The organism is Microvirga sp. RSM25, assembly GCF_044784385.1.
Classification (GTDB): Bacteria; Pseudomonadota; Alphaproteobacteria; order Rhizobiales; family Beijerinckiaceae; genus Microvirga; species Microvirga tunisiensis.
Map to the genome: position 1 here is coordinate 295776 of NZ_CP173039.1, position 12690 is coordinate 308465.

At 63.7% G+C, this 12690-nt stretch carries 14 protein-coding genes, 1 pseudogene and 1 riboswitch; of the genes and pseudogenes, 10 read left to right on the forward strand and 5 right to left on the reverse strand.

Annotation, left to right across the window (positions count from 1 at the left end; translation table 11 throughout):
- Positions 1-91: 91 nt before the first annotated feature.
- From ACD578_RS01390 to ACD578_RS01400, 3 genes are read right to left on the reverse strand one after another with little or no spacing between them, the layout of a single operon-like run.
- Positions 92-865, reverse strand: a complete 774-nt coding sequence (locus tag ACD578_RS01390; protein ID WP_404290209.1) for an ABC transporter permease — start codon at positions 863-865, stop codon at positions 92-94.
- The gene (locus ACD578_RS01395) at positions 862-1668 is read right to left on the reverse strand and encodes an ABC transporter ATP-binding protein (RefSeq protein ID WP_404290211.1); all 807 of its coding nucleotides are present in this window, start codon (positions 1666-1668) and stop codon (positions 862-864) included. Before ACD578_RS01395 ends, ACD578_RS01390 begins: the two co-directional genes overlap by 4 nt.
- Entirely contained in the window at positions 1668-2642 is a 975-nt protein-coding gene (locus ACD578_RS01400; RefSeq protein ID WP_404290213.1) for an ABC transporter substrate-binding protein, read from the reverse strand. The genes ACD578_RS01395 and ACD578_RS01400 overlap by 1 nt, the downstream gene beginning before the upstream one ends.
- A gap of 353 nt (positions 2643-2995) precedes the next feature.
- Here ACD578_RS01400 and minD point away from each other — a divergent pair, with 353 nt between their 5' ends.
- The 3 genes from minD (at position 2996) to ACD578_RS01415 (ending at position 5186) form a co-directional block, all read left to right on the forward strand.
- On the forward strand, positions 2996-3805 hold the full coding sequence (minD, locus tag ACD578_RS01405; RefSeq protein ID WP_404290215.1) for a septum site-determining protein MinD: 810 nt from the start codon (positions 2996-2998) through the stop codon (positions 3803-3805).
- Positions 3802-4080, forward strand: a complete 279-nt coding sequence (minE, locus tag ACD578_RS01410) for a cell division topological specificity factor MinE (protein ID WP_152712542.1) — start codon at positions 3802-3804, stop codon at positions 4078-4080. The genes minD and minE overlap by 4 nt, the downstream gene beginning before the upstream one ends.
- Positions 4081-4250: 170 nt before the next feature.
- Positions 4251-5186, forward strand: a complete 936-nt coding sequence (locus ACD578_RS01415; RefSeq protein ID WP_404290218.1) for a DUF5996 family protein — start codon at positions 4251-4253, stop codon at positions 5184-5186.
- Between the two features lie 169 nt (positions 5187-5355).
- Here ACD578_RS01415 and ACD578_RS01420 read toward each other — a convergent pair whose 3' ends face one another.
- The gene (locus tag ACD578_RS01420; protein ID WP_404290220.1) at positions 5356-5652 is read right to left on the reverse strand and encodes a hypothetical protein; all 297 of its coding nucleotides are present in this window, start codon (positions 5650-5652) and stop codon (positions 5356-5358) included.
- On the opposite strand from ACD578_RS01420, the gene ACD578_RS01425 reads away from it, so the two are divergent.
- The 6 genes and pseudogenes from ACD578_RS01425 to ACD578_RS01450 all read left to right on the forward strand — a co-directional run bounded on the left by ACD578_RS01425 (position 5651) and on the right by ACD578_RS01450 (position 10079).
- Entirely contained in the window at positions 5651-6106 is a 456-nt protein-coding gene (locus ACD578_RS01425) for a ComEA family DNA-binding protein (protein ID WP_404290222.1), read from the forward strand. The two genes, ACD578_RS01420 and ACD578_RS01425, sit on opposite strands and share 2 nt — an antisense overlap.
- Positions 6107-6342: 236 nt before the next feature.
- Positions 6343-6454, forward strand: a riboswitch (TPP riboswitch).
- Positions 6445-7053 (forward strand): YkoF family thiamine/hydroxymethylpyrimidine-binding protein, encoded by a 609-nt coding sequence (locus ACD578_RS01430; protein WP_404293636.1) that lies wholly within the window; start codon positions 6445-6447, stop codon positions 7051-7053. It overlaps the preceding riboswitch by 10 nt.
- Before the next feature lie 38 nt (positions 7054-7091).
- On the forward strand, positions 7092-7676 hold the full coding sequence (locus tag ACD578_RS01435; protein WP_404290224.1) for an ECF transporter S component: 585 nt from the start codon (positions 7092-7094) through the stop codon (positions 7674-7676).
- Positions 7648-8133 (forward strand): annotated as a pseudogene (locus tag ACD578_RS01440) (ATP-binding cassette domain-containing protein); the annotation flags it as partial. The gene ACD578_RS01435 and the pseudogene ACD578_RS01440, both read left to right, overlap by 29 nt.
- A gap of 310 nt (positions 8134-8443) precedes the next feature.
- Positions 8444-9235 (forward strand): energy-coupling factor ABC transporter ATP-binding protein, encoded by a 792-nt coding sequence (locus ACD578_RS01445; protein WP_404290226.1) that lies wholly within the window; start codon positions 8444-8446, stop codon positions 9233-9235.
- Between the two features lie 64 nt (positions 9236-9299).
- The gene (locus ACD578_RS01450; protein ID WP_404290229.1) at positions 9300-10079 is read left to right on the forward strand and encodes an energy-coupling factor transporter transmembrane component T family protein; all 780 of its coding nucleotides are present in this window, start codon (positions 9300-9302) and stop codon (positions 10077-10079) included.
- Between the two features lie 154 nt (positions 10080-10233).
- Here the strand turns inward: ACD578_RS01450 and ACD578_RS01455 are convergent, their stop codons facing one another.
- Positions 10234-11136 (reverse strand): CAP domain-containing protein, encoded by a 903-nt coding sequence (locus tag ACD578_RS01455; RefSeq protein WP_404290231.1) that lies wholly within the window; start codon positions 11134-11136, stop codon positions 10234-10236.
- 242 nt (positions 11137-11378) lie between these two features.
- Between ACD578_RS01455 and pepT the strand changes: the two genes are divergently transcribed.
- Positions 11379-12614: a peptidase T gene (gene pepT, locus ACD578_RS01460; protein WP_404290233.1), complete on the forward strand. Its 1236-nt coding sequence runs from the start codon at positions 11379-11381 to the stop codon at positions 12612-12614.
- Positions 12615-12690: the final 76 nt, after the last annotated feature.

Sequence of the window (12690 nt, forward strand, 5' to 3'; positions counted from 1 at the left end):
ATAGACTCCTCCGGACATTCGGCTTCCAACGTCAGGGGAGGGGAAATGTTTCACAGGAATACGACGCCAAGGCAGCCGCAATGCAGCCCTGCTATGCCTCCTTCACATTCGTGCCCCAGCGCCGATGCAGGAACCGTTCCCAGGGCGAGAACAGCAGGCGATCCACCAGAAGCCCAATCACCACGATGACGATCATGATGCCGATCACCTGCTCCATGGCGTTCAACTCGCGTCCGTAATGCAGCAGGTGGCCGAGGCCGAAGCCGGTGAGGATCGTCACATAGATTTCCGCCGCCATCAGGGAACGCCACGCAAAGGCCCAGCCCTGCTTCATGCCGCTGACCAGGAAGGGGAGCGAGGCGGGCAGGATTACCCGGGTCCATTTATGGAAGCCCTCCGATCCCATGGTGCGTGCCGCGCGCGCATAGATGGGCGGGATGTTGCGTGCGCCGTGATCGGTCGCGAGAATGACGGACCACACGGTGCCCATGACCACCACGAACAGCATCGCGCCTTCCGTCTGCCCGAACCAGACGAGGGCGAGCGGCACCCAGCACACGCTCGGCAATGTCTGGAACCCGAGAGCCAATGCTCCGATGGTGTCTTCGAAAACCTGCGACGTGCTAGTCAGCAGGCCGAGTGGCAGGCCGACGAGAACGCCCACGGCATAGCCGACCAGAAGCCGCTTGAGCGTTACCCAGGTGGATTCGAGAAGCGTGCCATCGAGCAGCGCATTCCAGATGTATTCGCCGACGAAGATGGGCGAGGGAAGAAGAACGATGGACCAGCGGCCGGTGCGCACGGCAAGTTCCCACAGGCCGATCAGCGCGGCAAAGAAGAGGAGGGCGACAGCCAGACGCTTCATTCGAAGACCGCTCCCTTCAGAGCACCTTTGAGGGCTGCTGCGATGCTGGAGGTGTTGCCGGCCAGATCGCGGCTGTTGATGTCGCGCGGACGAGGCAGGTTGATGTCGAAGATTTCCGAAATACGGCCCGGCGAGGGCGACATGAGCACGACGCGATTTCCCAGGCACACCGCTTCGCGCACGTTGTGCGTGACGAAGACGATGGTCTTCCGGCTCTCCATCCAGATGCGCTGGATGTCGTCGTAGAGCTGATCGCGGGTGAGCGCATCGAGCGCGGCGAACGGCTCGTCCATGAGCAGTACCTGCGGATCGGGCGCGAGCGCGCGGGCCAGTGAAACGCGCTGCTTCATGCCGCCCGAGAGCTCGTGCACATGCGAGCGCTTGAATTTCTCGAGGCCGACGAGGTGCAGAAAATGATTGGCGATGTCCTTGCGCTCCGCATGGGTCAGATCCGGTCGCAGCTTCAGCCCGAACATCACGTTCCCGAAGGCATCGAGCCAGGGAAACAGCGCGGATTCCTGGAACATGACGAGGCGCTGCCGGCCAGGACCTTCCACGAGCTTGCCGTCGGCGAGCACGCGGCCCGAATCCGGCATGGTGAGCCCCGCCATGATGTCGAGAAGAGTGGACTTGCCGCATCCGCTGGGGCCGATCAGGCAGACGAATTCCCCCTCCGTGACGGTGAGGGAAACGTTCTCCAGCGCCTGCACGGTGGCGCGCGATGACGTGAAGCGCTTGGAGACGTTCTCCACGAGGAGTTTGGCAGGTCTGGCCGTAATGGAATCCGGCTGGGATACCTCCATCAAGGCGCCTCGATCAGACGGGACAGATCGGGCGTGTCGCGCAGGAAGCCGACCTTCTGAGCACTGGTCACGAAGGATTGAAACGCCTCGCGCGACGTGTCCGGCGTGATCACCATGCGGCTCCAGGCACGAGCAACGAGCTCCGGCGACATGTCGAGGCGGAAGGAGGCCCGCAGCTCCTCGCGGGCCATGCGCTGGGCCTCGTCCGGGTTTTTCTGAATCCAGTCGGTGAGTTCGCGATGGGCTGCCACGAAGCGCTTGGCGAGATCGCGGTTCTTCTCCAGGAAACCCGCGCTCGACACAAGGATCGTCGTGATGGCGTCCTTCTCCTCCACCAGCACCTTGCCGCCAGCCTCGGATTCCAGCCGCGAGACCCAGGGCTCCACGGTCCAGACCGCATCGAGCTGCTTACTCTGGAACAGGGAGAGCTGATCGGGATTGCTGGTGGGCACCACATGTGCGTCGCCGCCGGTTTGGGTAATGCGCAATCCGCCTGCGACGAGCCAAGCGCGGGCTGCCACATCCTGCGTATTGCCGAATTGCGGGGTGGCAATGCGCTTGCCTTTGAAGTCGGTGGGCTTGGAGAGGGGCGAATCTCCCTGCACGACCAGAGCCGAGCCGCCGTTCACGGCGCCACCGATCACGCGGACCTCGGCGCCGCGGGAGCGGGCATAGGCGTTGAGCGCCGGATTGGGGCCGACATAGGTCAGGTCGAGGGAGTTGGCGAAAATCGCCTCCATGGCGCTCGGACCGGCATTGTAGGTGTACCATTCGATCTTCACCCCAGGCCCGAGCCGCTCCCCGAGCCAGTTCCGCCCCTGCCGCTCGAAGGCGCGGGCCACCAGGGCCTGCACATGGGTGATATTGGGAAAATGCCCGACCCGGACCGTCGTGCTCTGCTGAGCAAGCGTCGAGGCATGAGCCGCAACGAGGGACAACGCCGACAAGAGAAGTAGCCGCCATCCGTACCGCATCGGAGGTCCTCCAGTGACATCGATTCAAGGCTAGGGGTTCCCGGCTGAAGGTCAATGGGAAGGCGGCGACGGGCGCCGGTACATGCGGCTTTATTTCCTTATAGAGGATCTAATTCCTCAACCGTTTCGAATCCGGCTGAAAACGTTGGTTTTTCAACAAAAAACTTGCTTCCAGCAGGAAATATTAACCGCCCGGTAACCATACTGGGCGCCGAATAAGATGCATCACGTAGCGTAAGAAATCCGCGACAGCCTGATCCGCCTCCACTCTCCGAACATGTTCTGCGGTCCTCCGGGGAACCTGCTGGTGATGCCGTCGCAGGAGCAGCTTTGTAGGGTGAGGAGAACCAAGGATGGCGAAAGTACTTGTCGTGACATCGGGCAAGGGCGGTGTCGGAAAGACGACATCGACGGCGGCGCTGGGCGCCGCGCTGGCACAGAGCGGCCAGAAGGTGGCCATGATCGATTTCGACGTGGGCCTGCGCAATCTCGATCTGATCATGGGCGCCGAGCGCCGGGTCGTGTTTGACCTGATCAACGTGATCAAGGGCGATGCGAAGCTCGAACAGGCGCTCATCCGCGACAAGCGCATCGAGACCCTGTACCTGCTGCCGGCCTCGCAGACGCGTGACAAGGACAACCTCACCGACGAAGGCGTCGAGCGCGTCATCAACGGCCTGCGTGAAAAGTTCGACTGGATCATCTGCGACAGCCCGGCGGGCATCGAGCGTGGCGCGACGCTCGCCATGCGCCATGCGGATGTTGCCGTCGTCGTGACGAATCCGGAAGTCTCCTCCATCCGCGATTCCGACCGCATCATCGGCCTGCTCGATTCCAAGACGGAGAAGGCGGAAAAGGGCGAGCAGGTGGAAAAGCATCTCCTGCTCACGCGTTACGACCCGGCGCGCGCTCAGCGCGGAGAGATCCTCAAAGTCGAGGATGTGCTGGATATCCTCTCGATTCCGCTTCTCGCCATCATCCCGGAAAGCACGGAAGTGCTGCGCTCGTCGAACCTCGGCGCGCCGGTGACGCTCGGCAGCCCGAACTCCGCACCGGCCCGGGCTTATCTCGAAGCCGTGCGCAAGCTCCAGGGCGAGACGATCGTCGAAGTTCAGAAGCAGCGCGGCCTGTTCAGCAAACTCTTCTCACGGAGGGCCGCATGAGCCTGTTCAATTTCTTCAAGCGCAACACGTCCGCACCCGTCGCCCGCGAACGGCTTCAGGTTCTGCTCGCCCATGAGCGCACCATCGTCGGGGGCGGCGAGTCCGATCTCGTGGCGATCCTGCGCGAGGAGATCATGGCCGTCATCGCCAAGCACATGGCGGTGCCGCAGGACAACGTGCAGATCAAGATGGACCGCGGCGCCTCCGTGTCGACCCTGGAGGTCGATATCGAGATCCCGACAGCCATCGCAGCTGGCATGCGTCCGGCCGCGTGATCGTGAAAGTCTTCTGAACCGGCGTGGCATTTCATCGGAATGCCACGCCGCTTCAGCTGCACGCTGGATCGATGTGAATGTTTGCTGTTCGTCGGTTTTAAGTCGCCCGGTTGCCTGCCCCGAACGATGCCCTAGCTTTGCTTGAGGTCCGTTTCTCACGGGAGCGCTTGATGCGCGACGCTTCTTGGCCTGAACTGTCCTATCCCGCTTGGCGGGACACGGCAGCGACCCTGCAGCTCTGGACGCAGATCGTCGGCAAGATCAGACTCTCGCTCTCGCCCTGGCTCAATCACGGCTGGCAGGTCCCGCTCTATATCAGCGTGCGAGGCTTGGGAACGTCACCCATTCCCATCGGACGCGAGATCCTGGAGATCGAGTTCGACTTCATGTCCCACCTCCTGCTCGTGCGCACGAGCAGCGGGGAGGAACGGGAACTGCCGCTGCAGCCGCAAAGCGTCGCGGAATTCTATTCACGCATCCTCACGGTCCTGAACGATATCGGCGTCGAGGTTGCCATCAACGGGATGCCGAACGAGGTGGCAGATCCCATTCGCTTTTCCGAGGATCGGGTTCATGCCTCATACGATCGGGATGCGGCGCATCGCTTCTGGCGCGTGCTCGTGCAGGTGGACCGAGTATTCAAGCACTTCCGCAGCGGGTTTCTCGGAAAGTCCTCGCCGGTGCATTTCTTCTGGGGCAGCTTCGATCTCGCGGTGACGCGCTTTTCGGGGCGCAGCGCTCCTCTCCATCCCGGCGGTGTGCCCGGCCTGCCGGATCCGGTGACCCGCGAGGCCTATTCGCACGAGGTCAGCAGTGCCGGCTTCTGGCCTGGCAGCGATGCCTTTCCGCAGCCGGCCTTTTACTCCTATGCCTATCCCGAGCCGCCGGGCTTTCGCGATGCGAAGGTCACGCCGGGCGCTTCCTTCGACGCCACGCTCGGCGAGTTCATCCTGCCTTATGACACGGTGCGCCAGGCAGACGATCCCGATGCGCTGCTGCTCGACTTCCTCGTCACGACCTACAATGCCGCGGCCGATGCGGGCGGCTGGGATCGCGCCGCGCTCGAATGCACCATCGGCGCGCCCGCGAAGGTGCGGACAGTTTGAAACCGCATCTTTCGAAAGGTGATGACGTTGCCGGTCGCCGTCATCGACCCTCGGAAGATATACGCGCCTAGCCGAAATTGCCGTTGAAGCCGCTTTACGTGTGCCGATTGCCACGCCTGCGCCACATCCTCCGTCTAGCCCTAACCCACATCACGGTTCCGTCGTCGAGTCAAAGTGCGAGGATCCCATGCAGGTTGGCAATTTGTCCCGAACCCAAATGCCCCGCGAACCGCACGACAACGCGGCCTTCCAGGCCATCCGCGTTCTGCTCGTAATCGGTCTCATGAGCGCCGGGTGGCTGGCCCTGTGGCGGACCCAGGGAAGCGGCCCCGCCACGGAAGGCATGGTGGCCGCCGCCCCGCCACAGACGATCACCGTGGAACCAAGAACTGCAGTTCCACCCGATCGGACCGATCGCGTTCAGGTTGCCGATGCGAGATCCATCCGCGCCGATCGCGCTGCCCATGAAGCGGCCGGCAGTCGCTCCTCCGCCCGAGACGGACGAGCAGGATTTCGACCAATCCTCGGTCGAACCTGCCATCGACCGCGCTTCCATCGGGCTCGCTCACGATCATTCCCTTGCCGTCTTGCAACAGTTCGAGGCCGTCGTCCGACAATCGTCCAAGAGCAAACCTGCAAAGCCGCTGCCTGCTGCACCCACCGACATGAATACGACGGGCACCGTAACGGAGCAGGCGAGCCTTGCGGATTCTTACGTCCCTGCCGGGGATGCTGCGGCAACTGTCGTCGATCTCAACAAGGGCTCCGTCGAGCAGCTTAACAGGCTGAAGGGTGCCGGTTCGCTCGGCCGCGCCATCGTCAGGGGACGTCCGTATAAATCCGTGGAAGACCTCGTGACGAAGAGGGTGGTGCGCCGCGCCGCCTACGAGAGGATCAAGAATCAGGTCGCTGTGAAGTAGGTGCCCTGATCCGTCTTCAAAGTCTGGCTCGTGAACCGTCACCCTCATCCTGAGGAGCCTGCGCAGCAGGCGTCTCGAAGGATAACCCAGACTGCGCTGGAGTCGCCCTCGTCCTTCGAGACACCGCCTCCGGCGGTCCTCAGGATGAGAGCTGTGGGGAGCCATCGATTGCGAGCCTGCTTCTCTGCAAGCATGCGGCCTGCTTGCCATGCCGCGGCAATAGGTGCTAAGGAGTTCGCATCTGACAGGGGTGCTCCGTATTGCCGGGGCTGAGATAACGGCGCGAAGCCGTTGGACCCTCAAGCTGATCTGGGTAATGCCAGCGGAGCGAGGTGACGATGTTTTCCGGCGCACAAATATCCCTCTACCCGATGACGGACGATTTCGTCGATGTCATCCTCGGCGCCATCGGGGCGCTTGAACCGTACCGTCCCAATTTCAGAATCGAGACCGACGACATCTCGACTCTGATCGTCGGCCCGCCCGAACAGCTCTTTCCCGCCATGCGCGATCTGTTTCTCGCCGCATCGGGCCGCGGCGTTCACTGCGTGCTCGCCGCAACCGTCTCGCGCGGTTGTCCGGGCGAGCCCGACGATCCGATCTGCACGCCGATTGCCGGTTCGAACCACGATCAACCGCTCGCAGCGCGCATTGCCGCCGCCGTGAGGCATGTGGAGGCGGCTCCCAGGACCGGGCAGGTCGTAGCCGCGCAATTCTCGCTCTATCCGCTCGGCAGCGGACATCACATGGACGAGATCTACGGCTGCATCGACTTTCTGAAGGCATCCGGCGTCTTCGACCGCTCGAAGAATTTCTGCACCAAGCTGCGCGGCGATGCGGGCCCGGTCTTCGCCACGTTGAGCGAAGCCTTCCTGCGCTTCGGCGCACCGCAGGGCCATGTGGCGCTCGATCTCAAGGTCTCGGCGAACAGCCCGAGCAAAGCGTAATTTTCCGCAACGACTCGTCGCACAATAAGGAGGTCGTCATGTCCGTGTCCCGTGGCTGGACATTGAGGGAAACCCTCATCGTCACCGTGATCGGCGCGGTGTTCGCCGTGCTCTATCTCGGCTGGGTGCAGGTGTGGCTGATCGCGCAGGCAGCCTTCGGCCCCCTGACGATGGATGTGGTGATGGGCTTCTGGTTCGTCGCCTCGATGGTGGCCGCCGCCATCATCCGCAAGCCCGGCGCCGCCTTCGCGGCCGAAGTGCTGGCCGCCGCGGTGCAGGTGCTGCTGGGAAGCCCCGCCGGCTTGCTGCTCGTGGTCAGCGGCATCGTCCAGGGCGCGGGCGCGGAAGCGGTCTTCGCGGCAACGCGCTGGCGCAATTATTCGCTGCCGGTGCTGATGGCCGCAGGCGTGGGCGCGGCGATCTTCTCCTACATCTACACCTGGATCCGGTTCGATTACGGCGCGCTGCAGCCGACGCTGCTCGTCGCCATGTTCGTGCTGCGGACTTTAAGCGGTGCGCTGCTCGGCGGATGGCTTGCCCACATCATCGTGCAGGCGCTCTACAAGACGGGCGCGCTCGCGGGCCTTGCGATCGATGTCGAGAAGCGCTCCGCTGCCGCCTGAACCCGCCGCGGAATGGAGTGGGGTCGAGATCCACTATCCCTTCGCCAGGCGCCCCGCTGTCGGACCCGTGGACCTGTCGATCAGGCCGGGCGAGCGGGTGCTGCTGCTCGGCCCGTCGGGCTCCGGAAAATCCACGCTGCTGCTGACGCTGACGAGGCTCATTCCCGACAGCATTCCCGCCGAGGTGAGCGGACATGTCCGGCTTTTCGGTCAGGATGTCTCGTCGCAGAAGCCGTGGGACTGGGCGCGCCAGGTTGCGCAGTATTTCCAGGATGCGGACCAGACGCTCTGCGGCATGCGGGTTGAGGACGAGCTCGCCTTCGCGCTCGAAAACCGCGCCCTGCCGCCGGAGCGCATCACGCAGGCCGTCACAGAGGTCATGCGAAAGGTCGGCTTGCCGGAGGAGTGGCGCCACCGCCGCTCCGCGCAGCTCTCGGGTGGCGAACGGCAGCTCGTGGCGCTGGCGGCGACCCTCATTCAGGACGCACCGCTCTTCGTCGCCGACGAGCCGACCGCGCATCTCGCGCCGGAAGCCGCGCGCCGCCTGCACGCTCTGCTGACGAGCGGTGAGGGCGGGCAAACGATCCTCATCGTCGATCACAGGCTCGACGGCCTGATCGAATCCATCGACCGCATGGTCGTGCTCGGAGCGCGACGGCACCGTCATCGCACAAGGCGAACCGCGCGCGATCTTTCGCGACGAGCGCGCGCTTCTGCAATCGCACGGCATCTGGTGCCCTGCCGCCAGCGCGCTCGATGCGGCACTGATGCGGGCGGGCATCGCCGCGCCGGTCGCGCCGCTTTCTGTCGAAGAAGCGCTCGCGCATCTCGATCCCGATGGCGCTCCGAGCGAACATCTCGACAGAGCGCGTCCCGCCGTAGAGGCCTTCGTTGCCTCGGCCAAGTCGACGATCGCCATGCGCGATGCACCTGTGCTCGTTCAATTGGCAAAGGCCGATTGCGCACCCTTCCTCGGCCCCACTGTGCTGCGCGGCGTCGATCTCGCGATCCGCCAGGGCGAGGTCCTCGGCGTGCTGGGCAGGAATGGCGCAGGCAAGTCGACGCTGGGTCTCTGCCTCGCCGGTCTCCTGCCGCTGAAGGCGGGCACGCGCCAAGGCCCATCGGGCGGCTATGCGTTCCAGCGTCCCGAGAACCAGTTCACCGCCGGCACCGTGTACGAGGAGCTGCTCACCGCGCTGCCGGAGCGCATGAACACGGATGAGAAGGCGGAGCGCGTGGCGGCGGCGCTGGAGGCCTGGGGCCTCGCGGAGCTCACGAGGAACCATCCGTTCGAACTGTCGCAGGGCCAGAAGCGCAAACTCGCGCTGGCCTCGCTCACCCTGTCGGACCGTTGGCCGCTCCTCGTGCTCGACGAGCCCATGGCGGGGCTCGATGCCCATGGCGCCGCGCTCCTGACACAGGAGATCCTGTCCCTGCGCGAGAAAGGCCATACCCTTGCGCTGATCACGCACGACTTGGATCTCGCCTTGAAGCTCTGCCCGCGTTCCATCGTGGTCGGGGAGGGGGAATCCTGGCCGATGGTCCCACGCAGGAGCTGATGAACGATGCCGCTCTTCTCGGCCGTGCCGGGCTTGCGGAGCCTGCCTGCGCTGCGGCGATGCGATGGCTGAAGGCCACCGCCCGACGGCTGGCGGTCGTCCCGTGCTGACATCGCTCAACCCGCTATCGAAACTTGTCGTCTGCTCCATCTGGCTCGTCGCCGCGGTGGTGGTCTTCGACCCGCGGTTCCAGCTCGCGGCGATCCTGGCGCCGGCACTCGCGCTCGTCGTCCTCCATCGCACCTCGCCGCTGGTGCTGCTCGTGCTGATGGTGCCGTTCGCCCTGTTCGGCTTCGGCTTTCTCACCACCAGCCTGCTGTTTCGCCAGGAGAGCGATTTCGCCTTGCGCATGGCAGGTGAATCCGTTCTCGCCTCGCCCGAGTTCTCGGCGGGCGTCACCCTGTTCCTGCGCGCGCTCGCTTGCGGCATGATCTCCCTGTTCTTTGCGCTCACCACCGATCCCGGGCTCTTCGTGCGCGCTCTGATGCGGCACGCCGGACTGCCGCCGCGCATCGGCTATTCGCTGTTTGCGGCCATGCAGCTCGTGCCGGACCTGGCCGGGGAGGCGCAGCAGATGCGGCTTGCCCGCGCCATGAAATCCGGCCGCCGCCCGCGGCGCATCCCGGGGCCCTTCGAGCTGACGAGCCTCGTCATCCCGTTGCTCGCCTTCGCCATCCGCCGCGCCGGCCGCACGGCGATCGCCATGGAGGCGAGGGGCCTCGGCACTGCTGGCCCACGCACGATCATGAACGCGCCTGCGTTTCACGGGCGCGATGGGGTGTTCGTTGTCGTTGCGTTGGGAGTGCTGGGAGGATGCGTCGTCGCGGTGGTTGGGGGCTTCTGAGAGCGCCGCCGATCACGATCGCCGGCGCATCGTATCCCCTTCGGGATCACCGGCACCAGGCCGGTGATCCCCAAGGTTTGAAGCGCTGAGCCTCTTCTCATCGAGATGGCCGGGACAAGCCCGGCCATGACGTGGTGAGATTATGGCTCGTCCGTTAGAGCACGAAATCGGTGCTCATGAAGCTATGAGCCCCAAGCGCCTTGATCGTGAAATCGGCAGTGCCGTCGCCGTTGACGTCCCCGGCAAGGTACGTGTTGCCGCTCGATTGATACGCCTTCAGCTCCCCGGCGACCTTGTGGAATCCCTGCGTGTCGATGAACTTGAACGCCTGGTTTCCGGATGCCCGGGTGCTGGCATCGATGCCCGACAGGTTGATCTTGTCGGTGCCATGGACGAAGTCGCTGATGGTGTCGCCGTTGGCTTCCGATGCCGTATCGAACACGAAGGTATCGCTGCCGGAATGGCCCCAGAGCACGTCCCGCCCGGCGTTGCCGTTGAGGGTGTCGTTGCCGGAGGTGCCGTACAGCGTGTCGTTGGAGTTGTTGCCGATGACGGATTGTCCGGTGGGCGTAGTCGGAGTGGTCGGAGTGGTCGGCGTTGTGGTGCCGACGTCGTTCGCCTCGGCCCGCTCCGTCGCATTCGGCGTGCCGAAGTTCTGCGTCACGAACACGACCTTGTAGCCGTTGATCGTGCCTTCCTTCAGGCCGATCCCGATCTCCTCGAACGAGCCGTTGACGATGTTCGCGTAGTGGCCCGGCGAGTTCATCAGGTTGGTGTGCAGCTGGCGGACGGTCGCTTCGGTCATTCCGCCGCTCACATAGGCGATGTTCTCGCCCCAGCCCTGCCATCCGTAGCCGGCCGAGGTCATGCGGGCGCCCGCGCTGGAGCCGTTCACGCCGGTGTGGGAGAACGTGTCGGTCTGGTCCATCCATGCGCTGTGAGCGTCAGTGGAGTCTAGAAGTTCGCCGTCGAACGTAAGCGGCTTGGCCCCGGCATTGGCACGAGCCTCGTTGATGAGCTGCAGAAAAAGCGTTTCTAAATTGGTTGGTGTCGTCATTCTTGAAAAGGCCCCTTGGAAAAACGTCTTAGGCTTACATTCCGACGCAATAAAACGGTCTTGTTCATTGTCGGAACGAAAGACCGCGCATGACCCGCCAATGTGTTGACAATGTGATTGGCGCCCCCAGCAGCAGGCCTGTCCCGACGGTCAAGAAGAAGAATTTCCCGTCGGCCCATTCACGAGACGGCTTTGCCCCGCTACAACTCCGTTGCATCTCCTCGCAATCCGGATCACCAGCCATGGCCGCCAGCGTTACAGACCGTTTCCTCCGCTACGTCGTCATCGACACCCAGTCGGACGCCCAGTCTCCGACCCAGCCTTCGACCGAGAAGCAGAAGAATCTCGGCCGCCTCCTGGTCGAGGAACTGCTCGAGATCGGAATCTCCGACGCGCATCTCGACGAGCACGGTTACATCTATGCGACCATTCCGTCGAATACGCCCAAGAACAACGTGCCCGTGATCTGCTTCTGCGCCCACATGGATACGGCACCGGACTTTTCCGGCACGAACGTCAAGCCGCAGGTGGTCCGGAACTACCAGGGTGGCGACATCCGCCTGCCGGGCGATCCTGCGCAGGTCATCCGCGTCGCGGATCAACCCGTGCTGAAGGACCTGATCGGCCACGACATCGTCACCTCGGACGGCACCACGCTTCTCGGCGCCGACGACAAGGCCGGAATCGCCGAGATCATGGCGGCGGCAGAGTTCCTGATCAACAACCCGGATATCAGACACGGTACGATCCGCATCCTCTTCACCGTGGACGAGGAGATTGGCCGCGGGGTCGACAAGGTGGATCTGAAAAAACTCGGCGCCGATTTCGGCTACACCATGGACGGCGAGACGGCCGGCACCATCGAGGACGAGACCTTCTCGGCCGATGCGGTGGAGATCGCCATCAAGGGCGTGGCGATTCATCCGGGCTTCGCCTACGGAAAGATGGAAAACGCCATCAGGATCGCCGGCGACATCATCGCGCGTCTGCCCAAGGACATGGCGCCCGAGACCACGAAGGGCCGCGACGGCTTCATCCATCCGACGGGCGTCTCCGGCGTGATGGAGAAGGCGAACTTGAGCTTCATCATCCGCGATTTCACGGAGGAGGGGCTCAAGACCAAGGAGGCGCTGCTGGAGAGCATCACCCAGGAGGTGATGAAGAATTATCCGGGCTCCGGCTACACCTTCACGGTCAAGGAGCAGTACCGCAACATGAAGGTCGTGCTCGACAAAAATCCGGAGATCGTCGAATACGCCGTGGAGGCGATCCGCCGGGCCGGCATGGATCCGGTGCGCGGCAGCATCCGCGGCGGCACGGACGGTTCGCGGCTCTCCTTCATGGGGCTGCCCTGTCCCAACATCTTCGCCGGCGGCCATGCCTTCCATTCTCCGCTGGAATTCGTCAGCAGCCAGGACATGGACAAGGCCGCGACGACCATCGTCGAACTCGCCAAGCTCTGGGAAGAGCGCGCGTAACGCGCCTCCTCTTCAGAACATGCCGATGTTGATGCGGCGCGGGATTTTTAAGACATCGCTAACCATAAAATCGAGA

What these genes read in the sequence shown, in the direction of transcription:
- ACD578_RS01390 (WP_404290209.1), bottom strand. Translation starts at nt 865, where the DNA reads ATGAAGCGTCTGGCTGTCGCCCTCCTCTTCTTTGCCGCGCTGATCGGC.
- ACD578_RS01395 (WP_404290211.1), bottom strand. Translation starts at nt 1,668, where the DNA reads ATGGAGGTATCCCAGCCGGATTCCATTACGGCCAGACCTGCCAAACTC.
- ACD578_RS01400 (WP_404290213.1), bottom strand. Translation starts at nt 2,642, where the DNA reads ATGCGGTACGGATGGCGGCTACTTCTCTTGTCGGCGTTGTCCCTCGTT.
- minD (WP_404290215.1), top strand. Translation starts at nt 2,996, where the DNA reads ATGGCGAAAGTACTTGTCGTGACATCGGGCAAGGGCGGTGTCGGAAAG.
- minE (WP_152712542.1), top strand. Translation starts at nt 3,802, where the DNA reads ATGAGCCTGTTCAATTTCTTCAAGCGCAACACGTCCGCACCCGTCGCC.
- ACD578_RS01415 (WP_404290218.1), top strand. Translation starts at nt 4,251, where the DNA reads ATGCGCGACGCTTCTTGGCCTGAACTGTCCTATCCCGCTTGGCGGGAC.
- ACD578_RS01425 (WP_404290222.1), top strand. Translation starts at nt 5,651, where the DNA reads ATGAAGCGGCCGGCAGTCGCTCCTCCGCCCGAGACGGACGAGCAGGAT.
- ACD578_RS01420 (WP_404290220.1), bottom strand. Translation starts at nt 5,652, where the DNA reads ATGGGCAGCGCGATCGGCGCGGATGGATCTCGCATCGGCAACCTGAAC.
- ACD578_RS01430 (WP_404293636.1), top strand. Translation starts at nt 6,445, where the DNA reads ATGTTTTCCGGCGCACAAATATCCCTCTACCCGATGACGGACGATTTC.
- ACD578_RS01435 (WP_404290224.1), top strand. Translation starts at nt 7,092, where the DNA reads ATGTCCGTGTCCCGTGGCTGGACATTGAGGGAAACCCTCATCGTCACC.
- ACD578_RS01445 (WP_404290226.1), top strand. Translation starts at nt 8,444, where the DNA reads ATGCGGGCGGGCATCGCCGCGCCGGTCGCGCCGCTTTCTGTCGAAGAA.
- ACD578_RS01450 (WP_404290229.1), top strand. Translation starts at nt 9,300, where the DNA reads ATGGCTGAAGGCCACCGCCCGACGGCTGGCGGTCGTCCCGTGCTGACA.
- ACD578_RS01455 (WP_404290231.1), bottom strand. Translation starts at nt 11,136, where the DNA reads ATGACGACACCAACCAATTTAGAAACGCTTTTTCTGCAGCTCATCAAC.
- pepT (WP_404290233.1), top strand. Translation starts at nt 11,379, where the DNA reads ATGGCCGCCAGCGTTACAGACCGTTTCCTCCGCTACGTCGTCATCGAC.